The following is a 22,101-nucleotide window of genomic DNA, read 5'->3' on the forward strand; positions in this document are numbered from 1 at the left end:
GACGACAGGTAGGTGAAGTCCCTACACCTCGTCCGCCGGCTGCACTCTCGCCGATTCGGATCGGGCAATCTGGCGGTGCGGGGCGCGCGCAGACAGCTCCCGTTTCAGCGAGTGGAGCGGGACCGACTGCTCCGGTGCGATCGGACGCATTCCGGCGCCGAGGAGGATCTGCTGGAGGGGCGTGACCGACGAAGCGTCGCCCCACCCCCAATGCACGATCGAGTTCACCTCCGCATGGCTGCGCAGGCGCCGGTCGCGCAGGTGCTGTCGACGGAGTACTGTCGCGGCGTCGCCGAATCGGCCGTCGTACTTCAGGTCGCCGTCCGCCTCGCCGAGTACGCCAAGCGAACGCCAGAGCATATCCCCCCGATCCACCTCCCCTGAGTCCGATGGAAACGAGACCTGCAGTTCGGGCTCGGGGAACCCGAGCCATTCGATCACGCACAGGCTGACGGACTCGAGCGGCGTCTCAGCCCGTGCGGTGCCGCGGCTGAGTGACCAGCGCGCGATGTTCCGGCCGCGGCTGCTCGTCCTCGTCTCATTGCCGGAGACCAGGAGCTCCCGGGTTAGTGCGGGATCGGCGCGCAGAGCTGCGTCAGCGGTTGATCGGCCGATCGCCGGGTGGCGGTGGCGTGCGAGATCGATCGCTGTATCGGCAGGAGACGTGAGGGCGAGTCCGCTCGCCTCGATGATCATCCTGTCGTCAGCGGCCCGATGCGACCGCACCCCCGCAGCCAGACGCGAGGTGCCCGAGCTCTCGACGAGGAGGTGGACGACGACCGGATCGCCGAAGACCGGCATGCCGAGGAGAGCCGCTGCCGACTCGCAGCAAAAGACCACGTCCGGCAGCATGAGGGCCACGGCGTGGACATGGGCCAGGTAGCGATCCCATGGCGCAAGCGCCTGCCACAGCCTGGCGGATGCATAGACCCCGTGGCGGACCCTTACGAGTACCCCCTTCGCAACACCTCGTTCTGGATGCGGCGCATCCGTCCAGCGGATCAGGGGGACCGGACTCGGCCTGACGATCGTGGACACGGCGATGAGCGGCATCCGTCCACCATCGCCGGAGAGGAGCGGTCAGAGAGCCCCTCCCTGCCGATTTGTGGACGGCGCCTCGCCGGCCCGGACGGTGGAGGAACCGCCGGACCGCTCTGCCCCCGTCTTCACTCGCCCCACCCCAGCGTCCCCGTCGGGGATGCGGCTCGCCCCGAGAGTGCACTTGGTGGACGAGGGATGGGCGAGTTCCCTATCTCTCGTCCACCATGTGCACTCTCGCAGTCGGGGCGGGCGACCTTACGCGGTCGGGGCGTGCGCGCTTACGCGGACGCCGACGGCGTCGGCGTCGGCGTCGGGGTGGGGGCGGGGATCGGGGCGAAGACGCCGGGCCAGAGCGCGGCAGCCAGCGGGTACCCGACGAACGCGACGATGTCGAGGAGGGTGTGCGCGATCACGAGCGGCATGATGCGCCCCCATCGGCGGTAGCACCAGCCGAATACCAGGCCCATGACGAAGTTGCCGACGATCGCGCCGATGCCCTGGTAGGCGTGGTAGGCCCCGCGCAGGGCCGCGGTCGTGAGGATGATCGACCAGTCGTTCCACCCGAGCCGCCGCAGCCGGTCGAAGAGGTAGCCGATGAAGATGACCTCTTCGGTGAGGCCAGCGCGCAGTGCCGAGAGCACCAGGAGCGGCACCGTCCACCATGCGGCGTCGAGCGGCGACGCCACGACCGCGACGGTGATCCCGAGCGCCCGTCCCGCCGCGTACAGCGCGAGCCCGGGCAGGCCGATGACCGCGGCGAGCAGGATGCCGCGGCCGAGGTCGCCTCCGAACCTGGTGAAGTCGAGACCCACGCGCCGCAGTGCGTTGCCGCCGGGCTCCCAGAGCAGGTACACCACGAGCGCGACGAGCGCGAGGTCGAAGAAGACGGAGAGCAGCTGGTAGGTCACGTCCCAGAAGGCCTGCACGTCGCGCGCCGGATTCACCTGGGTCTGCTGCTGCCCCAGCGGCACGGGCGCGAGGAGCTTCCGGACCAGCGACAGGACCGAGTACAGAGCCGACTGCCCGACCGAGATCGCCAGGACGATCCAGACCTCCCACGTGAGACGCCGGCGGCCGTAACTATCGGGCGCAGCCACCTTAGTGGACACTCTCACGCCTGTGGGCGGGTTTGCGGGCGTCATCTTGTCAGATTGTCACACTCCGGGTCGATTGAGTTAAGGCTCTGTAACGTTTTCCCCGATCGTTTTGACCATCTCACCACTGGTGCTTATCGTTTTCCCATCCGCGCGCCGTCGGGTTCATGCCCGGCGTGCCCGCACAACCCTGCACAGGAGGAACAGTGAGAATGAAGCGCATCTCGGCTGCGGTGGCACTCGCCGCAGCCGGCGCACTGGTGATCTCGGGCTGCGCCGCCGGTGGTGGCGACAGCAACAACGATGACTCCGGTCTCGTTGAGGGCTCGTCGATCACCGCCGCGTGGAACCAGGCCTTTTACTCGATGAACGGCAACACGTCATTCGGTAACGCCACTGCGAACAACAACATCAACTACTTGGTGCTCGACGGCTTCAACTACTACAACAACACTCCGGAGCTGGTGGAGAACACGTCGTTCGGCTCCTACGAGATGGTCAGCGAAGACCCGCTGACGGTGAAGTACACCATCAACGAGGATGCCAAGTGGTCGGACGGCGCTCCCGTCGACGCGTCGGACCTCATGCTTCACTGGGCCGCCCTGTCGCGCGCGCTGGACACCCCTGACTTCGACCCGGCGGACTTCACCGACCCGGACACCGGTGAGTTCACCGAAGAGTTCCCCACCGACGTCGTCTACTTCGACTCCGGCGCCACCCCGACGTCGGGCCTCGGCCTGGTCTCGGCGACGCCTGAGGTCGGCGACGACGGTCGCAGCGTCACCCTGACGTACGACGCCCCGTACGTGGACTGGGAGCTCGCATTCGCGACCATGGGCTCGATGCTGCCGGCTCACATCGTCGGCAAGAAGGCCCTCGGCATCGACGACAACGAAGAGGCCTCGAAGGCGGTCCTCGACGCGATCGAGAACAACGACGCCGCTGACCTGGCGCCCGTCTCGGCGTTCTGGAACTCGGGCTTCAACTTCACCGAGATGCCTGACGACGCCGACCTCGTCGTCGCGAGCGGCCCGTACATGATCAGCGACTACGTCGCCGACCAGTACGTCACGCTGACGGCCAACCCGGAGTACACCGGAGACAACGCGCCGAACATCGAAGAGATCACGATCCGCTTCATCTCCGACCCGCTTGCCGCCGTGCAGGCGCTGGAGAACGGCGAGGTCGACATCATCCAGCCGCAGGCGACCGCCGACATCACCACCGCTCTGGACGGCATCGACGGCATCACCGTCGACACCAGCCTCGGCGGCACGTACGAGCACGTCGACCTGCAGTTCGACCAGGGCAAGAACCCGCAGAACATCTTCTCGAACGCGAAGGCTCGTGAGGCGTTCATGAAGGTGATCCCGCGTCAGGAGATCGTCGACACGCTCATCAAGCCGATCATCGGCGACGAGGCGATCGTGCGTAACTCGCAGATCTTCGTCCCGGGTGCCGAGGGCTACGACGAGTCCGTCGAGGCCAACGGCTCCGACGCCTACGCCGATGTCGACATCGAGGGCGCCAAGGCGCTGCTGGCCGAGTCGGGCATCACCGACACCTCGGTCTGCATCCTGTACGCGTCGAACAACCCGCGCCGTGTCAACGAGTTCGCTCTGATCCAGGCTTCGGCCGCTCAGGCCGGCTTCAACGTGACGGACTGCGGTTCGGAGGAGTGGGGCGGCCTGCTCGGTACGCCCGGCGCCTACGACGCGTCGCTGTTCGGCTGGCAGTCGACGAGCCTCGGAGTGACGAACTCGCTTCCGACGTTCGAGACCGGCGGCATCAACAACATGAACTTCTACTCGAGCGCGCCGGCGGACGACGTCATCGCGCAGCTGAACACCGAGTTCGACGAGCAGAAGAAGATCGACCTTCAGATCGAGCTGGACAAGACGCTGTGGTCCGACTTCTACGGAGTCACCATCTTCCAGTTCCCTGAGGTCACGGCCGTCAGCGACCGCGTCACCAACGTGACGTCGTCCATCCTCGCCCCCACGGTGTTCTGGAACGCCTGGGACTGGCAGGTCGCCGACAGCGGCTCGGAGGAGTAATCACCGACACGGCACACGCCGAGTTCACGCTCGGTCAGTGACCGAGGTGGGGTGCAGGTCCCCGAAGGGGCCTGCACCCCACCGCGTTAGACTCCTCCCAGCGGCGGAGCATGGACCGACGTCTCGCCGGTTCCGCTCCTGCGCTGATTCATCGATTGGCAGGCGGCCACACCATGGCTTCATTCATCATCCGGCGGTTGATCGCGTCGATCTTCGTGCTCTTCGCCGCGACATTCCTGATGTATCTGCTGGTGTCCTTCTCGGGCGATCCCCTAGAGGACCTTCGGCAGGGCAACGCCCCGAACAAAGCGGAGCTGATCCAAGCCCGCACCAAGCTCCTGAACCTCGACGTCCCGCCGCCCCTGCGCTACTTCCTGTGGCTCGCCGGGCTCTTCCGCGGCGACCTCGGCGTCAGCATCCAGAACCAGGCGGTCAACGCCCTGCTGGGCAACGCGATCACGTCGACGCTGACGCTGGTCACGACCGCGACCGTCGTCGCCATCGTGCTCGGCATCTCGGTCGGCATCGTCTCGGCTCTGCGCCAGTACACCGGCTTCGACTACGGCGTGACGCTGCTGGCTTTCCTGTTCTTCTCGCTGCCGATCTTCTGGGTCGCGGTGCTGCTCAAGCAGTACGGCGCGATCCGGATGAACAACTGGCTGGCCAGTCCTACGATCACCGTCCCGGTCATCATCGGGATGTCGATCGTGACGGGTCTGATCTGGATGTCGCTGATCGGCGGACGATGGCGACGACGCCTCATCGTCCTCGGTGTGGCCACGCTGGCCACGGCTGCGGTGCTGACGTTCCTGTCGGTCACCGAGTGGTTCGCGGACCCGAGCATCGGGATCGTCGTCTACGCCTTCCTCGCTGTGGGCATCGCCGTGGGTGTCACCGCCGTCTCGACGGGCCTGCGCAACCGCAAGGCGGTGTACGCCTCGCTGATCGTCGCGGCCATCGGCATCGCGCTGTACTCGCCGATGATGAACTACATCCTCAACGGCATGACGATGTGGGTGTTCCTCGCGCTCGCCCTGCTCGCGGTGGTCGTCTCCGGCGCGGTGGGCTGGTTCATGGGCAGCCCCGATCGTGCGCCCGTCGTGCGGACCACCGCGATCGTCGGCTTCCTGGTGGCGGCCCTCACTGCGCTCGACAAGTACATGTCGTACTGGGCCGCCTACTCGAACTCCAGCCGTGTGCGTGGTCGCCCCATCGCCACGGTGGGTGCGTCGACGCCGGGGCTCGGCGGCAACTTCTGGGTGCAGGGCATCGACCTGTTCACCCACCTGCTGCTGCCGACGATCGCGATCATCCTGATCTCGTTCGCCAGCTACACGCGCTACTCCCGCGCGAGCCTGCTCGAGGTGATGAATCAGGACTACATCCGCACGGCGCGGGCGAAGGGTCTCACCCAGCGCACGGTCGTCGTGCGTCACGCCTTCCGCAACGCGCTGATCCCGATCACCACGATCATCGCCTTCGACGTGGGCGCCATCATCGGCGGCGCCGTCGTCACCGAGACAGTCTTCGGCTGGAGCGGCATGGGGCGACTGTTCGTGACCGCCCTGGACGCCCACGACCCGAACCCCGTGATGGCGTTCTTCGTGGTGACCGGCACCCTGGCAGTGATCTTCAACCTCATCGCGGACCTCGTCTATGCGGCCCTCGACCCGAGAATCAAGGTGGGCTGACATGAACACCACAACCATGAATGAGCCCGACGCCCGCGAGAACGAGGCCAAGGCCGAGGTCACGATCGAGCAGAAGGAGACCGAAGGTCTCAGTCAGGGTCAGATCGTCCGCCGGCGGTTCTTCCGGCATCGTGCGGCGCTGATCTCGATGATCGTCCTGGCCTTCATCATCATCCTGGCGTTCACGTCGGTGGGTGTGAACCTCTGGGGTCTGCGCATCCCCGGCTGGTGGCAGTACTCGTGGGACGAGATCCCGCCGAAGGTGAACAACGGCGTGCCGACCATGACGCTGTGGCCGCTGCAGTTCGGCGACCACCCGTTCGGTCAGGACGAGGTCGGTCGCGACATCTTCGCCGTCGTGATGCGCGGCACGCAGCAGTCGGTGATGGTCATGGTCATCGCGGGCGTCGTCGCCTCGATCATCGGCGTCGTGGTCGGCGCCATCGCCGGCTACTACGGCAAGATGACCGACTCGGTGCTGATGCGCTTCACCGACATCATCATCACCATCCCGCTGATCGTCATCGGCTCCGTGCTCGGCAACGCGTTCGGCAGCCTAGGCGCGGCGGTGCTCGGTGTCGTGATCGGCCTGTTCGCCTGGACGACGATGGCGCGACTGGTGCGCGGCGAGTTCCTGACGCTGCGCGAGCGGGAGTTCGTGGACGCCGCGCGCGTCTCCGGCGCCCGCGACCGACGCATCATCTTCCGCCACATCCTGCCGAACTCCGTCGGGGTGATCGTGGTCAACGCCACGCTGCTCATGGCGGGTGCGATCCTGCTGGAGTCGTCGCTGAGCTTCCTCGGGTTCGGCGTGCAGTCACCGGACACCTCGCTGGGCAAGATCATCTCCGAGAACCAGGCGGCGTTCTCGACGCGTCCGTGGATCTTCTGGTGGCCCGGCGTCTTCATCATCGCCATCGCGCTGTGCGTGAACTTCATCGGCGACGGTCTGCGCGACGCGTTCGACCCGCGCCAGAAGAAGATGCCCACCGAACGGGCCATGGCGCGCGCCGGGCGGGCCAGCGGCCCCCTCGCGCCGAGCGTCGACACGACGCCCTCGACGGACGCCCACATGGTGGACGTCGGGATCCAGACGGCCTACGCGGGCGAGGACATCGTGAACTTCAACGATCCTCGCCGCGAGGAGCCGGGCGACGTACAGCACAAGCCGCTCGATCCGGAGCGGTGACGTGCGACTGCTAGACCAGCAGACCGATCACGGTGGCCGCGGTCAGCGCCACGACCACCGTGATCGTCGCCCAGTGCCACGTGGTCGTGGTGGCATCCGGGTCCACTCCGGGCGCGAAGGCATCGGCATCGCGCAGCCGCTCCCAGCGACCGCGGATGAGCTGGGCCAGGTTGCCGCTGGGCGTCGTGAGCGCGTCGGCAGGGCGCAGTTCGCCGACCGAGCCCTGGGCCGTCTCGCCCACTCCGTCGAAGTCCTTCGGGGCGAGGCCGAGTGTGCGATGCCGTCCCGGCGCCGGCGCGGCCCACACCGCGATGCGACCGTTCGCCGTGTGCAGCGTCAGCGAGTAGCGGGTGTCGATGGCGGTGATCGAGGGCCAGGGCACGAAGCTCGTGCGCAGGACGTTCTCGACGGTGATGCCGTGCTCCTGGACGAGCAGGCTCGGTCGCCAGAACACGGCCCAGGCGAGCACGCCCACCAGCAGGACCGGCCAGATGTATCGCAGTGTCGACGCGGGATCGGTCACCAACAGAGCCACGGCGCCGAGGGCGCACACGACCACGGTCACGAGGGCGAGGACGCGGCCGAAAACCGGCCTGTAGCGGACTTCCTGGAACGACATGTTGACAAGCTTCGCAGATGGGACACCACTGAATGACTGACACAACGGGCATCGACGCCGAGTTGACCGCCTCGCACGGCGCCGTCCCCGAGACCATCCTCGAGGTCGACAATCTCGGCGTGGAGTTCTGGGTCGAAGGCGAGTTCTACCCGGCCGCGATCGACATGAACTACCGCGTCCGCCGCGGCGAGGTGCTCGCGATCGTCGGCGAGTCCGGGTCGGGCAAGAGCACCAGCTCGATGGCTCTGCTGGGCCTGCTGCCCGAGAACTCACGCGTCACGGGCTCGATCAAGCTCCTGGGGCGCCAGCTGCGGGGCGTCGACGACGCCACGCTCCGTTCCCTCCGCGGCAACGAGATCGCGGTCATCTTCCAGGAGCCGATGACGGCGCTGAACCCGGTGTACACCATCGGGTTCCAGATCATGGAGGCGCTGCGTTCGCACGACCGCTCGCTGTCGCCCAACGAGGCGCGCGAGAAGGCCGTCGAGCTGCTGCGGATGGTCGAGATGCCCAACCCGGAGCAGTCCTTCCACAAGTACCCGCACCAGCTGTCCGGCGGCCAGCGCCAGCGCGCGATGATCGCTCAGTCGATCTCGTGCGATCCGCTGCTGCTGATCGCCGACGAACCCACGACCGCGCTGGACGTCACGGTGCAGGCGGAGGTGCTGGACCTGCTCCGCAACCTCCACAAGCGTCTGGACTCGGCGATCATCCTGATCACGCACGACATGGGCGTGGTGGCCGACCTGGCCGACCGCATCATGGTGATGAAGAACGGCGTGGTCGTCGAGTCGGGTTCCGTGGAGAAGATCTTCCACGCGCCCGAGCACCCGTACACCCAGCAGCTGCTGGCGGCGGTGCCCCACCTCGGCCTCGGCGTTCTGGAGGACGCGGAAGCCGGCCCGGCGGAGATCGCGACCGCGACCTCGACGGTGCCCTCGGTGTCGTCGATCCGCGAGCGTGCGAGCGAGGCGGCGGACGAGATCATCGAGACGCGGACGCCGGTGCTCGCTTTCGAAGGCGTCGCGATCGACTATCCCAAGCGCGGCCGGATTCCCGCCTTCCGGGCGGCGGAAGACATCGACCTCGCCATCTATCAGGGTGAGATCGTCGGACTCGTGGGCGAGTCGGGTTCCGGCAAGACGACACTGGGGCGCGCCGCGATCGGGCTCCTGCCGATCGCCGAGGGCAAGCTCACGACTGTCGGCACGGACATCTCCCACGCGTCGCAGAAGGACCTGTTCGCGATCCGCCGCCGCACCGGGATCGTGTTCCAGGACCCGGCCTCGTCGCTGAACCCGCGCATGCCCATCGGCCAGTCGATCGGCGAGCCGATCCTGCTGGCCGGTCAGGCGAAGGGCAAGGATCTCGACCGCCGCGTCGAGAGCCTCCTCAGCCAGGTGGAGCTGCCCGCGTCGTACCGCAACCGGTTCCCGCACGAACTCTCCGGTGGTCAGCGTCAGCGCGTCGGCATCGCCCGGGCGCTCGCGCTCGCGCCGGAGCTGCTCGTGGCCGACGAGCCCACCTCGGCGCTGGACGTGTCGGTCCAGGCGCGCTTCCTCGACCTGCTGCAGGAGCTGCAGCGCGAGCTGCAGTTCGCCTGCCTCTTCATCAGCCACGACCTCGCCGTCGTCGACATCCTGGCCCACCGCATCGCGGTGATGCACCACGGCAAGCTGGTGGAGGCCGGAACCCGCGACGAGATCCTCCGTGGTGCGAAGGACCCGTACACGCAGCGGCTCATCGCCGCGGTTCCGGTTCCTAACCCCGAAGAGCAGCGCGTGCGCCGCGAGGCGCGTGCCGCCCTGCTGCGGGCCGGTCTGGAGGGCTGACGCGGTCGCCGAAAGGCGACACACAGGAGCGCCTAATAGAATGGGGGTGCCGGCATTCCGGCATCCCCATACTCTTTCAAGGATTCCCTCATGGCGCGCGCCCTCCGTCCGGACCTCCGCAACGTGGCTATCGTCGCTCACGTCGACCACGGCAAGACCACCCTCGTCGACGCCATGCTGCGCCAGACCGGCTCTTTCGGCTCGCACGAGCACATGGAGGAGCGCGCCATGGACTCGAACGACCTCGAGCGTGAAAAAGGCATCACGATCCTCGCGAAGAACACCGCGATCACGTACAAGGGCGTCCACACCGACGTGCCGGTGACGATCAACGTCATCGACACCCCCGGGCACGCCGACTTCGGCGGTGAGGTCGAGCGCGGTCTGTCCATGGTCGACGGCGTCGTCCTGCTGGTCGACGCGAGCGAGGGTCCGCTGCCGCAGACGCGCTTCGTGCTCCGCAAGGCGCTCGAGGCGAAGCTGCCCGTGATCCTGCTGGTCAACAAGACCGATCGCCCCGACGCGCGCATCCCCGAGGTCGAAGAAGAAGCGCACGACCTGCTGCTCGGCCTGGCGTCGGACCTCGTCGACGACGTGCCCGACCTCGACGTGGACGCGCTTCTGGACGTTCCCGTCGTCTACGCCTCGGGCCGGGCCGGCGCCGCCTCACGCAACCGCCCCGAGAACGGCACCCTGCCCGACAACGACGATCTCGAGCCGCTGTTCGAGGCGATCCTCGAGCACGTCCCGGCCCCGTCGTACGACGATGAGGCGCCCCTGCAGGCGTGGGTGACGAACCTCGACTCGAGCCCGTTCCTCGGTCGCCTCGCGCTGCTGCGCGTCTTCAACGGCACGCTCAAGAAGGGCCAGACCGTCGCCTGGGTGCGCGCGGACGGCAGCACCAGCAACGCCCGCATCACCGAGCTCCTCAAGACGCGCGCACTCGAGCGCTACCCGGCGGAGAGCGCCGGCCCCGGCGACATCGTGGCGATCGCCGGATTCGAAGACATCACGATCGGCGAGACGATCGCCGACCCCGAAGACGTGCGCCCGCTGCCGGGCATCACGGTCGACGACCCCGCCATCTCGATGACGATCGGCACGAACACCTCGCCGCTGGTCGGCAAGGTGAAGGGGCACAAGCTCACGGCGCGCATGGTGAAGGACCGCCTGGACCGCGAGCTCATCGGCAACGTGTCGCTGAAGGTGGTCGACATCGGTCGCCCCGACGCGTGGGAGGTGCAGGGCCGCGGCGAGCTCGCACTGGCGATCCTCGTCGAGAACATGCGCCGCGAGGGCTTCGAGCTGACCGTCGGCAAGCCGCAGGTCGTCACCAAGAAGGTCGACGGCAAGACGTACGAGCCGTTCGAGCACCTCACGATCGATGCGCCCGAGGAATACCTCGGCGCCATCACGCAGCTGCTGGCCGCGCGCAAGGGCCGCATGGACAACATGACGAACCACGGCACCGGCTGGGTGCGGATGGAGTTCATCGTGCCGTCGCGCGGGCTCATCGGCTTCCGCACCGAGTTCCTCACCACGACCCGTGGCACGGGCATCGCCAACGCGATCTCGCACGGCTACGAGCCGTGGGCGGGTCACATCGTCACACGCCAGAACGGCTCGATCGTCGCCGACCGCTCCGGTGTCGTCACGCCGTTCGCGATCATCGCCCTGCAGGAGCGCATGTCGTTCTTCGTCCAGCCCACGCAGGAGGTCTACGAGGGCATGGTGATCGGCGAGAACTCGCGCGCCGACGACATGGACGTGAACATCACCAAGGAGAAGAAGCTCACCAACATGCGCTCCTCCACCTCGGATTCGTTCGAGTCGATGACGCCGCCGCGGCAGCTGTCGCTCGAAGAGAGCCTGGAGTTCGCGCGCGATGACGAATGCGTCGAGGTCACGCCCGAGATCGTGCGCATCCGCAAGGTGAACCTCGACGCCACCGAGCGTGCGCGTGCGACGGCACGCCTGAAGCGCCAGGACGCCAACGCGTAACCAAGAACTGTCATACGGATGCCGCGGCCGGCGCCTCTCAGAGGCACCGGCCGCGGCATCCTTGTCAGCCGCGCACTGTCACGGTGACCGGGCGGGCTTCTGTCGACCCGGCCGCGTTCGACAGCAGCGCGGTGAACTCATAGGTGCCGGGAGCCAGCTCTCCCACCATGGTGACCGCATGCTGGGCGCCCGGGGTCGCCGCGGCGAGCGACTGCCGGTCGATCTCGACGCCGTTCCGGAGCAGCACGTACTGCGTCGCGTTGGTGCCCCACCAGAGGTCGGCGCTGACCGTCACGGTGCCCGTTCGCGCGCCGGACGCCGTGAGCACGGCTCGGCCGGGAGCGGCATCCGTCACCCTCACCGTGTGCGTGCGCGAGGTCGTCGCTCCGTGCGGATTCAGCGCCACGACCGTGTACTCGAAGGTGCCGTCGATGCGCCCGGCGATGTCGAATGCCGCGTGCTGCGCGGCGGGTGACGTGCCGTCGACCCACTGGGCGTCGACGAGCACGCCGTTCTCGTACAGCTTCACGACTGTCGCGTTCTGCCCCCACCAGAGGTCGGCCAGGATCCGGTAGTCGCCGTCACGCAGCCCCGTGTCGCGCCCGTTGTCGTCCGAGACGGCGAACGATCCAGGTGCATCGCTCGCGACGGGAGTGCCGGACGAGAGGATGCCGGCGCCCGCGCCTGCGCGGACGATGTCCGCCACGTCGTCGGCGGCGTCGAGGGCGTAGGGGTACGCGTCGGCCGGGTCCCATCGCACGTCGGCGGACAGCGGGCTCGCCGCCGTGGCGTTGTAGGCGGCCAGCACGTCGACGGGCGCGCCGTTCACGAGCGTGTCGCTCGCGCGGAGCTGCGTTCCGCCCCAGCCTGCGATGATGCGCGACGCGCTCGACGGGTCGACGAGCTCGACGGCGTTCGCCTCCGCCACGATGCTGCTCTCCTTGCCCGCGCCCCAGAAGTACTGGAAGAACGGGTGGTCCGCCGAGGAGGCCGCGGTGGTGGCATCCGTCTGCTCGTAGAGGTTGTTGTAGACGTGCACGTCGCCGAAGCGCACGCGGGGACCGCGCTGCCCGATGTCCGTCCAGCGGTTGTGATGCTGCGTGACGCGGTGCTGGCCGCGGTCCTGCGTCCGAGAGTCGGACGAGCCGATGATGTCGGTCTTGTCGTGATGCTGCAGCCAGTTCCACGACATCGTCACGAGGTCGGACCCGTGCGTCACGTCGAGCAGTCCGTCGTGCACCTCGAACGGTCGGCCGTAGACGGTGTCGAGGCTGGCAGCGGGGTGTGCGCCGTCATCGAACGTGTTGTGGTCGACCCACACGCTCGTCGACGTCCAGACCGACAGGTTGTCGTAGGCCGAGTTCCAGTTGCCGCCGGCGTCACCGGCATCCCATTGCGGGAAGCAGTCGTACGCGTCCGACAGCGTCAGATTGCGCACGATCACGTTGTGCGCGTCGCGGATGCGCAGGGAAGCTCCGACGACGCGCGCATCGTCGCCCACGCCGACGAGCGTGACGTTCGAGCCGATGTGCTGAAGCGTGATCTTCGCCTGCAGCGCGGCCGCCTCGACGCGTGCCTGCTCGAGGGGCCCGGAGGGATCGATGCCGGGACCGAACGCCGCGATGTAGTCGTCCATGTCGAAGTGCGCGCCCGAGCCGGCGACCGTGACCTGGGCGGCGATGTCGTCGCAGGTGGTCCGCGTGCCGTCGGCTCGCAGCCAGGGGTCGAGCGTGCCGGTCACATAGACGATCCTCGGCACCTGGTTGTACCGCGCGTCGTTCTGCGATCCGCCCGGTGCGCCGGCGAGGGCGTCGCGCAGCTGCTGCCAGTCGTCCACGACGTACACCTCTGCGGCGGCGGCGGTGCTGCCTCCGGTGACGGGCTCGGCGATCCGCTGGACGCGCTCCGGGTACGTCGGCCCGGTCCACGACGCCCAGCCGTCACCCGGGGTGATCACCTCGTGCCCGAGATCCACGGCGGGGGAGGGGATGCCGGGCACCGGCGCGGCGGCCGCGGGTGCAGCCATCACCGGCGCGGCGGCCAGTGCCAGCGCGGTCGCCAGGCCGATGCCTCCGGTGAGTGATCGGCGCGACGATCGGCCGTGCGGTGCGCCGGCGGGCGCGGGCAGCGTCGTTCTCATGGGACTCCTTCGTCCAGGGCAGAATCCGTGATGAGAACGGGTGGCGGCACCCACAAGCGAGGAAGCGTTTTCTGCGTGTGCGACCAGCATGGTCGCGAAGGCAGGAAAGCGCAATCCCCACCTGGCGGAGTGCGATGGGGCGCCGGCGCGCCAGGCGGGCCGCGCGTCCGGCAGTGGACGGCGATCCCTGTCGGGCGCGTCGCTAGCATGACGAAGGTGACCCTGGACCCGCACTTCGACGACGCGCACAGCGCCGGCGAGGCGAAGCGGGCGGTGCGCCAAGGCCTCGGCGTCGCCCTCGCCACAAGTGCCTACGGCATCTCGTTCGGAGCGCTCGCGGTCGCCGCGGGACTGGACATCTGGCAGACGTGCGTGCTGAGTCTCGTGATGTTCACCGGAGGGTCGCAGTTCGCGTTCGTCGGCATCGTGGCCGCCGGGGGACTGGCCGCGGCGCCGTCGGCGATCGCTTCCGCCGCGCTGCTGGGAGTCCGCAACGTCGCGTACGGCATCCGCATGTCGCCTGTGATCGGCGCCGGGTTCTGGCGTCGTGCCGCCGCCGCGCAGTTCACGATCGACGAGTCCACCGCCGTCTCCCTCGCGCAGCGCACGGCGCGGGCGCGGACGCTCGGCTTCTGGGTCACCGGCATCGGCATCTACGTCGGCTGGAACCTCTCGACCCTGGCCGGCGCCCTCCTCGGCGACGTGCTCGGCGACCCGCGGGCCTACGGGCTCGATGCCGCTGCGGCGGCTGCGTTCCTCGCGCTGCTCTGGCCGCGGCTCCGAGCCCGCCAGCCGATCGTGGTCGGCGTCGCGGCCGCGGTCGTCGCGACGGTGCTGACGCCGGTGCTCATGCCGGGTCTGCCCGTGATCGTCGCGGCCGTCGTTGCGATCGTCGTGGGCTGGACCAACTGGCTCGGCAGGAGCACCGCTACGGATGCCGTCGAGCCCGACGACGTCGCGGAACGGGAGGGGCTGCCGTGACGATGTGGACCGCTGTGCTCGTCGCTGCCATCGTGTGCGTCGGGCTCAAGACCGTGGGCTACCTGATCCCGGCCCGCTGGGTGGAGGCGCCCACTCCGTTGCGGATCGCCGATCTGCTGACGGTGGCGCTGCTCGCAGCCCTCGTGGCGGTGCAGACCCTCGCCGTCGGCCAGGCCGTCGTCGTCGACGCCCGTGTTCCCGCGGTGCTGGTGGCCGCGGGGCTGCTGCTGCTGCGGGCGCCGTTCCTCGTCGTCGTGGTGGCTGCGGCGCTGGTGGCGGCGATGCTGCGGCTCTGGGGCTGGGCGGCGTAGGCCGGCACGGAGGCGGTCGGTAGCATCGAGTCATGCGCTCCTCCGTCCCCGCCCGTATCGGCAGCTGGATCATCGCGCTGCTCGTCGGGCTGGTCTACGGGGTGGCCGGCACGGTCGCCCACGCCTACGAGATCGGCTGGTTCCCGCTCGGGCTCATCCTGGCGGTGGTCGGATCGGCGGCGCTGCTGCTCGCGGTCAGACTGCTCACCTCCGACCGATGGGCGACCCTCGCCACCGGCGCCGGCATGATGATCTCGACGCTGGTCTTCTCGGGAAGCGGACCCGGGGGCTCGGTGGTCGTGCCGCAGACGGGCCTCGCGGTGTTCTGGACCTTCGCCGTGCCGATCCTGGTGGCGCTCGCCGTGGCCTGGCCCGATCGGGTGCGCACCACCGTCTGAGCGGACGAGCGACGACGGCTCGCCGGTAGACTGATCGCGTGACGTACGTGATCGCCCTGCCCTGTGTGGACGTCAAGGACCGCGCCTGCATCGACGAGTGTCCCGTGGACTGCATCTACGAGGGCGACCGGTCGCTGTACATCCACCCCGACGAATGCGTCGACTGCGGCGCGTGCGAGCCGGTGTGCCCCGTCGAGGCGATCTACTACGAGGACGACCTGCCCGACGAGTGGCAGGACTACTACAAGGCCAACGTCGAGTTCTTCGACGACATCGGGTCGCCCGGCGGCGCGGCGAAGGTCGGCGTCATCCACAAGGACCACCCGATCATCGAGGCGCTCCCGCCCCAGGAACACTGACGTGGGGGTCGCCGACCTCGCGGACTACCCCTGGGACGCGGTCGCGCCGTACGCGCAGCGGGCCCGCTCGCACCCCGACGGCATCGTCGACCTGTCCATCGGGTCGCCGGTCGATCCGACGCCCGATGTCGTCGCCGACGCGCTGCGCGCCGCGACCGACGCTCACGCCTACCCGCAGACCGTCGGCACGGCGTCCCTGCGCGCGGCGATCGCGGACTGGTACGAGCGACGCCGCGGCGTATCGGGCCTGACGCCGGAGGATGTGCTCCCGACCGTCGGCTCGAAAGAGCTCGTCGCGCTGCTGCCGCTGCTCCTGGGCCTCGGTGCGGGAGACGTCGTCGTCCATCCGCGTGCGGCGTACCCCACGTACGAGGTCGGGGCTCGACTGGTCGGCGCCACGCCGGTCGCGTCCGACGACCCTGTGGAGTGGCCCGAGGGAACGCGCCTCGTCTGGCTGAACTCGCCCGGCAATCCCGACGGTCGTGTGCTGGGGGTCGACGCCCTGCGGGCGGCGGCCACGCGGGCCCGGGAGCTCGGGGCGGTGCTCGCGTCCGACGAGTGCTACGCCGAACTCGGATGGGATGCCCCGTGGGACCACGAGCCGGTTCCCTCTGCGCTCGACCCGCGGGTGACGGGCGGCGACCTGCGCGGCATCCTGTCGGTGTACTCGCTGAGCAAGCAGTCCAACCTCGCCGGCTACCGCGCCGCCTTCCTGGCCGGCGACCGCGACATCGTCGCGCGCCTCCTCACGGCCCGCAAGCACCTCGGCCTCATGGTGCCGCTGCCGGTGCAGGCAGCGATGTCCGCGGCCCTCGAGGACGACGTCCACGTCGCGGCGCAGAAGGAGCTCTACCGTCGCCGGCGCGAGATCCTCCGGCCCGCGGTCGAAGCGGCGGGCTTCCGCATCGACGCGAGCGAGGCGGGCCTGTACCTGTGGGCGACCGAGGGTCGCGACGCCTGGGAGAGTGTCGGTCGCCTCGCCGAGCTCGGCATCCTCGCCGGCCCCGGTCACTTCTACGGCGTGCACTTCCCGCAGCACATCCGCCTGTCCCTCACTGCGACCGACGAGCGCGTCTCCGCGGCGGCGCAGCGCCTGCGGGCGGCGGCCGTCGCGTCCGTCTGAGGATTCCTCTATCGGATGCCGCGTCCCTTTGGCCGTGTCAGCAGTAGGCGCGACGGCGCACTAGGCTGTAAGAACGCGGCGACGCGGCATCCCCCGTCCCGCCCCTCCGTTCTGACACAGCCCGCCCCACGGTGCCGGTCAGGACCGGACGACACCCCCGGTACGACCAGAAATCGCGAGGAGGCGCCGTGAGCGACGCGGGCACCCAGCAGGAGAAGGCCACCCTCACAATCGGTGAAAGGTCCGCCGAGTTCCCGCTGCTGCGGGGCACCGACGGCTCGCCGAGCGTGGACCTGTCCACCCTCACCCGCCAGACCGGCTACACCGCCCTCGACTACGGTTTCGTGAACACCGCGGCGACGAAGTCCGCGATCACGTACATCGACGGCGACCAGGGCGTGCTGCGCTACCGCGGCTACCCGATCGAGCAGCTGGCGAAGAACAGCACGTACCTCGAGGTGGCGTGGCTGCTCATCTACGGCGAGCTGCCGACGGCCGACGAGCTGGGCGAGTTCGATGAGAAGATCCGGCGGCACACCCTGCTGCACGAGGACCTCAAGCGGTTCTTCTCGGCCCTGCCTCACACGGCGCATCCCATGTCGGTGCTGTCGTCCGCGGTGTCGGCGCTGTCGACCTACTACGAGCACCAGTCCGACCCGAACAACCCCGAGCACGTGGAGCTCAACACCATCCGCATGCTCGCGAAGCTGCCCGTCATCGCGGCGTACGCGCACAAGAAGAGCATCGGTCAGGCGTTCCTCTACCCCGACAACTCGCTCGGCTTCGTCGACAACTTCCTGAAGCTGAACTTCGGTGTGCTGTCCGAGGTCTATGAGGTCGATCCGGTGATGTCCCGGGCGCTCGAACGCCTGCTCATCCTGCACGAGGACCACGAGCAGAACGCCTCGACGTCGACCGTGCGGCTCGTCGGCTCGACCGGCGCGAACCAGTTCTCCTCGATCTCGGCAGGCATCAACGCGCTCTACGGGCCTTTGCACGGTGGCGCGAACGAGGCGGTGCTCGACATGCTGGCGCGCATCCGCGATTCCGGCGAGAGCGTTCAGCGCTTCGTGGAGCGGGTGAAGAACAAGGAAGACGGCGTGAAGCTCATGGGCTTCGGGCACCGGGTGTACAAGAACTACGACCCGCGGGCCAAGCTCGTGAAGGAGTCGGCCGACGAGGTGCTGACCGCGCTCGGCGTCAGCGACCCGCTGCTCGACCTCGCCAAGGAGCTCGAAGAGATCGCGCTCAACGACGCGTACTTCCAGGAGCGTCGCCTGTACCCGAACGTCGACTTCTACACCGGCGTGATCTACAAGGCGATGGGCTTCCCGACCCGCATGTTCACCGTCCTGTTCGCCATCGGGCGCCTGCCGGGCTGGCTGGCACAGTGGCGTGAGGCTGCCGGCGACCCGCAGACGAAGATCGGCCGCCCCCAGCAGCTGTACATCGGCGCCGAGGAGCGGAACTACCCGGGTCTCTCCTGACCTCACCCGGTCTTCCGAACGCGCTTCGACGCTGATCGTCGGACAAGAATGCGGATGCCGCGCCCCACCGGGGCGCGGCATCCGTTCGTCGGTCGAGCGGCAGTGTCGTCAGGCGACCTCGGCGAGGGCGGGCTGGTCGGCGGCCTCCTCGTCTGAGGAGCTGGCCGCGGCATCGGTCCGCCGGCGCGGCCGGACAGCGAGCACGATGACGGCCGCGACGACGGCACCCGCGGCGAGCGTCAGCCAGGCCACGGCGTACGCGTCGACGGCGGGCGACCCGCCCGGGGCGACGGAGCCGAACACGATCGCGGTCGTGAGCGCCGAGCCGATCGCCGAGCCGATGGTGCGGAGGTTGGCATTGACGCCCGTCGCGATGCCGGTGCGGTCGGCAGGCACGCTCTCGACGATGATGCTGGCGGTAGAGGCGTAGGCGAGTCCGATGCCCACTCCGAAGACCCCGCCCGCGATGGCCACTGTCAGGACCGTGTCGTGGTCGAAGACGGCGAACACGACACCGGCCGCCATGAGCAGCGCGCCGAGCCCCATCATCAGCCGCAGCGGGATGATGCGTGCGATGGCGCCGGTCGCGAAGCCCACGCTGGACATGCCGATCAGCAAGGGCAGCAGCGCCAGGCCGGCGGCCTGAACGCCGAGCCCGAGCCCCCACCCCGAGGCGACGGGCGTCTCGAGGAACTGCGGCAGGTAACCCCAGAAGCCGAAGGCGGCGGCGCCGATGAGGAGCGCGGCGGCGTTGACGGGCCAGACGGCTCGCGTCGCCATCAGACGGAGGTCGACGAGGGGATCGGCGGAGCGCAGCTCCGAGAACACCCAGGCCGCGATGAGCACAGCGGCCGCTGCGAACATGCCCAGTGTGAGCGGCGAGGTCCAGCCCCAGCGGGCACCCGAGCTCAGCGGGACCAGCAGGGCGATGAGCCACCCCGAGAGCAGCACCGCCGAGACGACGTTGACGCTTCCGGTGGCGCGCAGCCCTGCCGGCGGAACGAGCATCGCGGTCAGCGCGATCCCGGCCACGGCCGCCAGGAACGGCACGGCGAAGATGCCTTGCCAGCCCAGCAGCTCGGCGAGGGGGCCGGCGAGCACGCTGCCCGCCGCCCCGCCGATGCCGATGATCGCGCTGGTCGCGCCGATCGCTCCGGTGAGCTGGTGGCGGGGCATCACGTCGCGCAGCAGTCCGAACGCCAGCGGGAAGAGCGCGCCGCCGATGCCCTGCAGCACGCGAGCGAGGATGAGGATCTGGAGATTCGGGGCGAACGACGCGACGATGTCGCCGATCGCGACGACGCCGAGCACCGCGAGGAACGTGTTGCGCCTGCCGCGCAAGTCGCCGATCCGTCCCAGCAGGGGAGTGGCCACCGCGGCGGCGATCAGCCACGAGGTGTTGGTCCAGGATGCCGCATCCGCCGTGACGCCGAAGTCGGCGGCGATCAAGGGGATGACGGGGATGACGAGGTTCTGCAGCAGCGCGAGCGAGGCGACGCTGAGGGCGATCGCCGCGAACGCTGCGCGAGGGGTGAAGGGGATGGTGGGCATCGACGGGCCTTCCGATGGGTGCGGATCCGATGAATGCGGAGTAAAGTGGAGGTAGGTCTCCGAACGGAGGAAGCCTCCGCTTTGAACATTAGCGGAGGTTGCCTCCGGTTCGCAACCAGAACTTGCGGTCCTCGAATCTGTCGACGCAGAGCATCGGGCCGGAGCAACACGGGAGGAGCTGGGATGTCGGTGGTCGAGCGGGTGTCCGCCCTGGACGTGCGGCGTCCCCAGCGTGCTGACGCGGCGCGGAACTTCGACGCACTGGTCGTCGCCGGGCGCGAGGCGTTCGCCGAGGAGGGGTCGGCAGCCTCCCTCGAGGACATCGCCCGTCGTGCGGGCGTCGGTATCGGCACCCTGTACCGCAACTTCCCGACGCGCGACGACCTGATCGAGACGCTCTACCTCGGCGAGGTCGATGCGCTCGCGCGCGCGGCGGACGAGGTTGTCGACCTCGAGCCCTGGGACGCGCTGCGCGCCTGGCTCGACCGCTTCGTGACGTATGTCGGCACCAAGCACGCGCTGCTGGACGGACTGAACCGCCGGTCGCCGGTGCTCACGGAATGCCGCGCCATCATGCTGTCGGCCGGCGAGCCTCTGCTCGAGCGCGCACAGGCCGCGGGTGAAGTCGACCCCGACATCACCATCGGCGATGTGGTCAAGCTCGTGTCGGGCGTCGCGGCGGTCGCGTCCTTCGACGACGACGCGCAGCGCCAGCGCGTGCTGAATCTCGCGATCAACGCCATCCGGCGTTGATCACCGGCGCATCCGCCGCCTGAGTGGGCGCCCGGAACGCTGTCGAGTCGCGCGTATCAGGCGTGCAACGCCTCGTTGAGGGCGACGCCCACGCCGCTGCGGCGCACGGCCTCGACGGCACCCGTCAGCGAGTTGCGGCGGAACAGCAGGCCCGCGCGCCCGGAGAGGTCCGCGCCCTTTGCCGTCGCGAGGGAGCCGTCCGCACGCCGAGGCTCATCCGGCAGCACCACCTTCGTCCCCGCGGTCACGTAGAGTCCGGCCTCCACCACGCAGTCGTCGCCGAGCGAGATGCCGATGCCGGCGTTGGCGCCCAGGAGCGTGCGCGCGCCGACCGAGACCTTGTGCGTCCCGCCGCCTGAGAGAGTGCCCATGATCGAGGCGCCGCCGCCGATGTCGCTGCCGTCGCCGACGACCACGCCCTGCGAGATACGGCCCTCGACCATGCTCTGGCCCAGCGTGCCGGCGTTGAAGTTCACGAATCCCTCGTGCATGACGGTTGTGCCGGGAGACAGGTATGCGCCGAGCCGCACGCGCGACGCGTCGGCGATGCGGACTCCCGCGGGAGTGACGTAATCGAGGAGACGCGGGAACTTGTCGAGCCCCTGCACCTGGATGCCGTCGCGCGCGAGGAAAGGACGAAGGCGGGTCAGGGCGTCCGGGTGGACCGGACCGGCGGTCGTCCAAGCGACATTGGGCAGATGGGCGAAGACGCCGTCGAGGTTCACCTCGTTCGGGCGGACCAGCAGATGCGAGAGCGCGTGAAGCCGCAGGTACGCGTCGGGTGTCGATGACGGCGCTGCGTCGAGATCGATCTCGACCGCCACCACCTCCGACGTGACGGCCCGGCGAGGATCGGCGACCGCAAGGTGATCGAGCGAGTCCGGTGCCAGTTGCGGATCGAACCCCGAGGGGATCCGCCCTGCCGCAGGGGAGGGGAACCAGGTGTCGAGCACGGTTCCGTCTTCAGCGGTCGTCGCGAGGCCGATGCCCCACACCCATCGTTCTTCGGTCATGGCATCAACGGTAGCGCGGTCCCCCGCGCCAGGTTCCGCATGTTTCCGCGGTTGTGGGGGTGCGACACGCCCGGGGTGCGGGTTGGATTCGACGGGTGGGCGGGTCGCACGTAAAGTATTACTTGTTCGCCCCAAAGGGTAGAGCGGAAGGCCGGAAGGCCTGGCTCCCCTCAAGCAGTGAACAACCCCATCCGAACTGCTCCTGGTGAGTCTGCCGGTTTCGGCTTAGGATGGGTGTCTTCCACTCTTGTGCGTCGGTCGGCGTCGTGGTGGGGTCTTGTACCTCGCAGCGTCGGTTTGACAGGCGAAACGAGATGTGTAAGATAGAGAAGTTGCCCAGCGGCGAAGGTTGAGAGACCTGAGCGTTGGTGCGTCCGATCTTTGAGAACTCAACAGCGTGCACTTGTCAAATGCCAATTTTTGTATCCTCGCTGACCATTTGTTTGGTTGGTGGGGGTCCT

At 68.7% G+C, this 22,101-nt stretch carries 18 protein-coding genes; 12 read left to right on the plus strand and 6 right to left on the minus strand.

Features of this window, described 5'->3' with window-relative positions; genetic code table 11:
• Positions 1-21 precede the first annotated feature (21 nt).
• A complete protein-coding gene (locus NCG93_RS01420) occupies positions 22-1,053 on the minus strand; it encodes a type IV toxin-antitoxin system AbiEi family antitoxin domain-containing protein (protein WP_194413650.1) in 1,032 nt (343 codons plus the stop codon).
• A 266-nt stretch (positions 1,054-1,319) separates the two neighbouring features.
• Positions 1,320-2,150 carry a CPBP family intramembrane glutamic endopeptidase gene (locus NCG93_RS01425; protein ID WP_252787401.1) on the minus strand — a complete coding sequence of 277 codons (831 nt, stop codon included), beginning with the start codon at positions 2,148-2,150 and terminating at the stop codon, positions 1,320-1,322.
• Between the two features lie 197 nt (positions 2,151-2,347).
• Here NCG93_RS01425 and NCG93_RS01430 point away from each other — a divergent pair, with 197 nt between their 5' ends.
• The 3 genes from NCG93_RS01430 (at position 2,348) to NCG93_RS01440 (ending at position 7,072) form a co-directional block, all read left to right on the plus strand.
• Entirely contained in the window at positions 2,348-4,192 is a 1,845-nt protein-coding gene (locus NCG93_RS01430; RefSeq protein WP_194413652.1) for an ABC transporter family substrate-binding protein, read from the plus strand.
• A gap of 173 nt (positions 4,193-4,365) precedes the next feature.
• The gene (locus NCG93_RS01435) at positions 4,366-5,883 is read left to right on the plus strand and encodes an ABC transporter permease (protein ID WP_194413653.1); all 1,518 of its coding nucleotides are present in this window, start codon (positions 4,366-4,368) and stop codon (positions 5,881-5,883) included.
• Between the two features lies 1 nt (position 5,884).
• Positions 5,885-7,072, plus strand: coding sequence for an ABC transporter permease (locus NCG93_RS01440; protein ID WP_194413654.1), 1,188 nt, complete (start codon positions 5,885-5,887; stop codon positions 7,070-7,072).
• Between the two features lie 10 nt (positions 7,073-7,082).
• On the opposite strand, the gene NCG93_RS01445 is transcribed toward NCG93_RS01440, so the two are convergent.
• Complete coding sequence (locus tag NCG93_RS01445; protein WP_194413655.1) at positions 7,083-7,691, minus strand: PH domain-containing protein; 609 nt, start codon at positions 7,689-7,691, stop codon at positions 7,083-7,085.
• Positions 7,692-7,723: 32 nt separating this feature from the next.
• Here NCG93_RS01445 and NCG93_RS01450 point away from each other — a divergent pair, with 32 nt between their 5' ends.
• Positions 7,724-9,523, plus strand: coding sequence for a dipeptide ABC transporter ATP-binding protein (locus tag NCG93_RS01450; RefSeq protein WP_194413656.1), 1,800 nt, complete (start codon positions 7,724-7,726; stop codon positions 9,521-9,523).
• A gap of 90 nt (positions 9,524-9,613) precedes the next feature.
• Positions 9,614-11,524, plus strand: a complete 1,911-nt coding sequence (typA, locus tag NCG93_RS01455; protein ID WP_194413657.1) for a translational GTPase TypA — start codon at positions 9,614-9,616, stop codon at positions 11,522-11,524.
• Positions 11,525-11,588: 64 nt separating this feature from the next.
• Here the strand turns inward: typA and NCG93_RS01460 are convergent, their stop codons facing one another.
• Positions 11,589-13,664 carry a pectate lyase family protein gene (locus tag NCG93_RS01460; protein WP_194413658.1) on the minus strand — a complete coding sequence of 692 codons (2,076 nt, stop codon included), beginning with the start codon at positions 13,662-13,664 and terminating at the stop codon, positions 11,589-11,591.
• 207 nt (positions 13,665-13,871) lie between these two features.
• On the opposite strand from NCG93_RS01460, the gene NCG93_RS01465 reads away from it, so the two are divergent.
• The 6 genes from NCG93_RS01465 to NCG93_RS01490 all read left to right on the plus strand — a co-directional run bounded on the left by NCG93_RS01465 (position 13,872) and on the right by NCG93_RS01490 (position 18,323).
• On the plus strand, positions 13,872-14,645 hold the full coding sequence (locus NCG93_RS01465; RefSeq protein ID WP_194413659.1) for an AzlC family ABC transporter permease: 774 nt from the start codon (positions 13,872-13,874) through the stop codon (positions 14,643-14,645).
• Positions 14,642-14,956, plus strand: a complete 315-nt coding sequence (locus tag NCG93_RS01470; protein WP_194413660.1) for an AzlD domain-containing protein — start codon at positions 14,642-14,644, stop codon at positions 14,954-14,956. Before NCG93_RS01465 ends, NCG93_RS01470 begins: the two co-directional genes overlap by 4 nt.
• A 32-nt stretch (positions 14,957-14,988) precedes the next feature.
• Positions 14,989-15,354: a DUF6113 family protein gene (locus tag NCG93_RS01475; RefSeq protein ID WP_194413661.1), complete on the plus strand. Its 366-nt coding sequence runs from the start codon at positions 14,989-14,991 to the stop codon at positions 15,352-15,354.
• A gap of 38 nt (positions 15,355-15,392) precedes the next feature.
• Positions 15,393-15,713, plus strand: coding sequence for a ferredoxin (fdxA, locus tag NCG93_RS01480; protein WP_018170155.1), 321 nt, complete (start codon positions 15,393-15,395; stop codon positions 15,711-15,713).
• Position 15,714: 1 nt separating this feature from the next.
• Complete coding sequence (gene dapC / locus NCG93_RS01485) at positions 15,715-16,836, plus strand: succinyldiaminopimelate transaminase (RefSeq protein ID WP_194413662.1); 1,122 nt, start codon at positions 15,715-15,717, stop codon at positions 16,834-16,836.
• 188 nt (positions 16,837-17,024) lie between these two features.
• The gene (locus NCG93_RS01490; RefSeq protein WP_194413663.1) at positions 17,025-18,323 is read left to right on the plus strand and encodes a citrate synthase; all 1,299 of its coding nucleotides are present in this window, start codon (positions 17,025-17,027) and stop codon (positions 18,321-18,323) included.
• A 108-nt stretch (positions 18,324-18,431) separates the two neighbouring features.
• On the opposite strand, the gene NCG93_RS01495 is transcribed toward NCG93_RS01490, so the two are convergent.
• Positions 18,432-19,874, minus strand: coding sequence for an MFS transporter (locus NCG93_RS01495; protein WP_194413664.1), 1,443 nt, complete (start codon positions 19,872-19,874; stop codon positions 18,432-18,434).
• Positions 19,875-20,057: 183 nt separating this feature from the next.
• Here NCG93_RS01495 and NCG93_RS01500 point away from each other — a divergent pair, with 183 nt between their 5' ends.
• Entirely contained in the window at positions 20,058-20,627 is a 570-nt protein-coding gene (locus tag NCG93_RS01500; RefSeq protein WP_194413665.1) for a TetR/AcrR family transcriptional regulator, read from the plus strand.
• Between the two features lie 56 nt (positions 20,628-20,683).
• Here the strand turns inward: NCG93_RS01500 and dapD are convergent, their stop codons facing one another.
• Positions 20,684-21,640 (minus strand): 2,3,4,5-tetrahydropyridine-2,6-dicarboxylate N-succinyltransferase, encoded by a 957-nt coding sequence (dapD, locus tag NCG93_RS01505; protein WP_194413666.1) that lies wholly within the window; start codon positions 21,638-21,640, stop codon positions 20,684-20,686.
• Positions 21,641-22,101: the final 461 nt, after the last annotated feature.

This window comes from Microbacterium yannicii, assembly GCF_024055635.1.
Lineage (GTDB): Bacteria > Actinomycetota > Actinomycetes > Actinomycetales > Microbacteriaceae > Microbacterium > Microbacterium yannicii.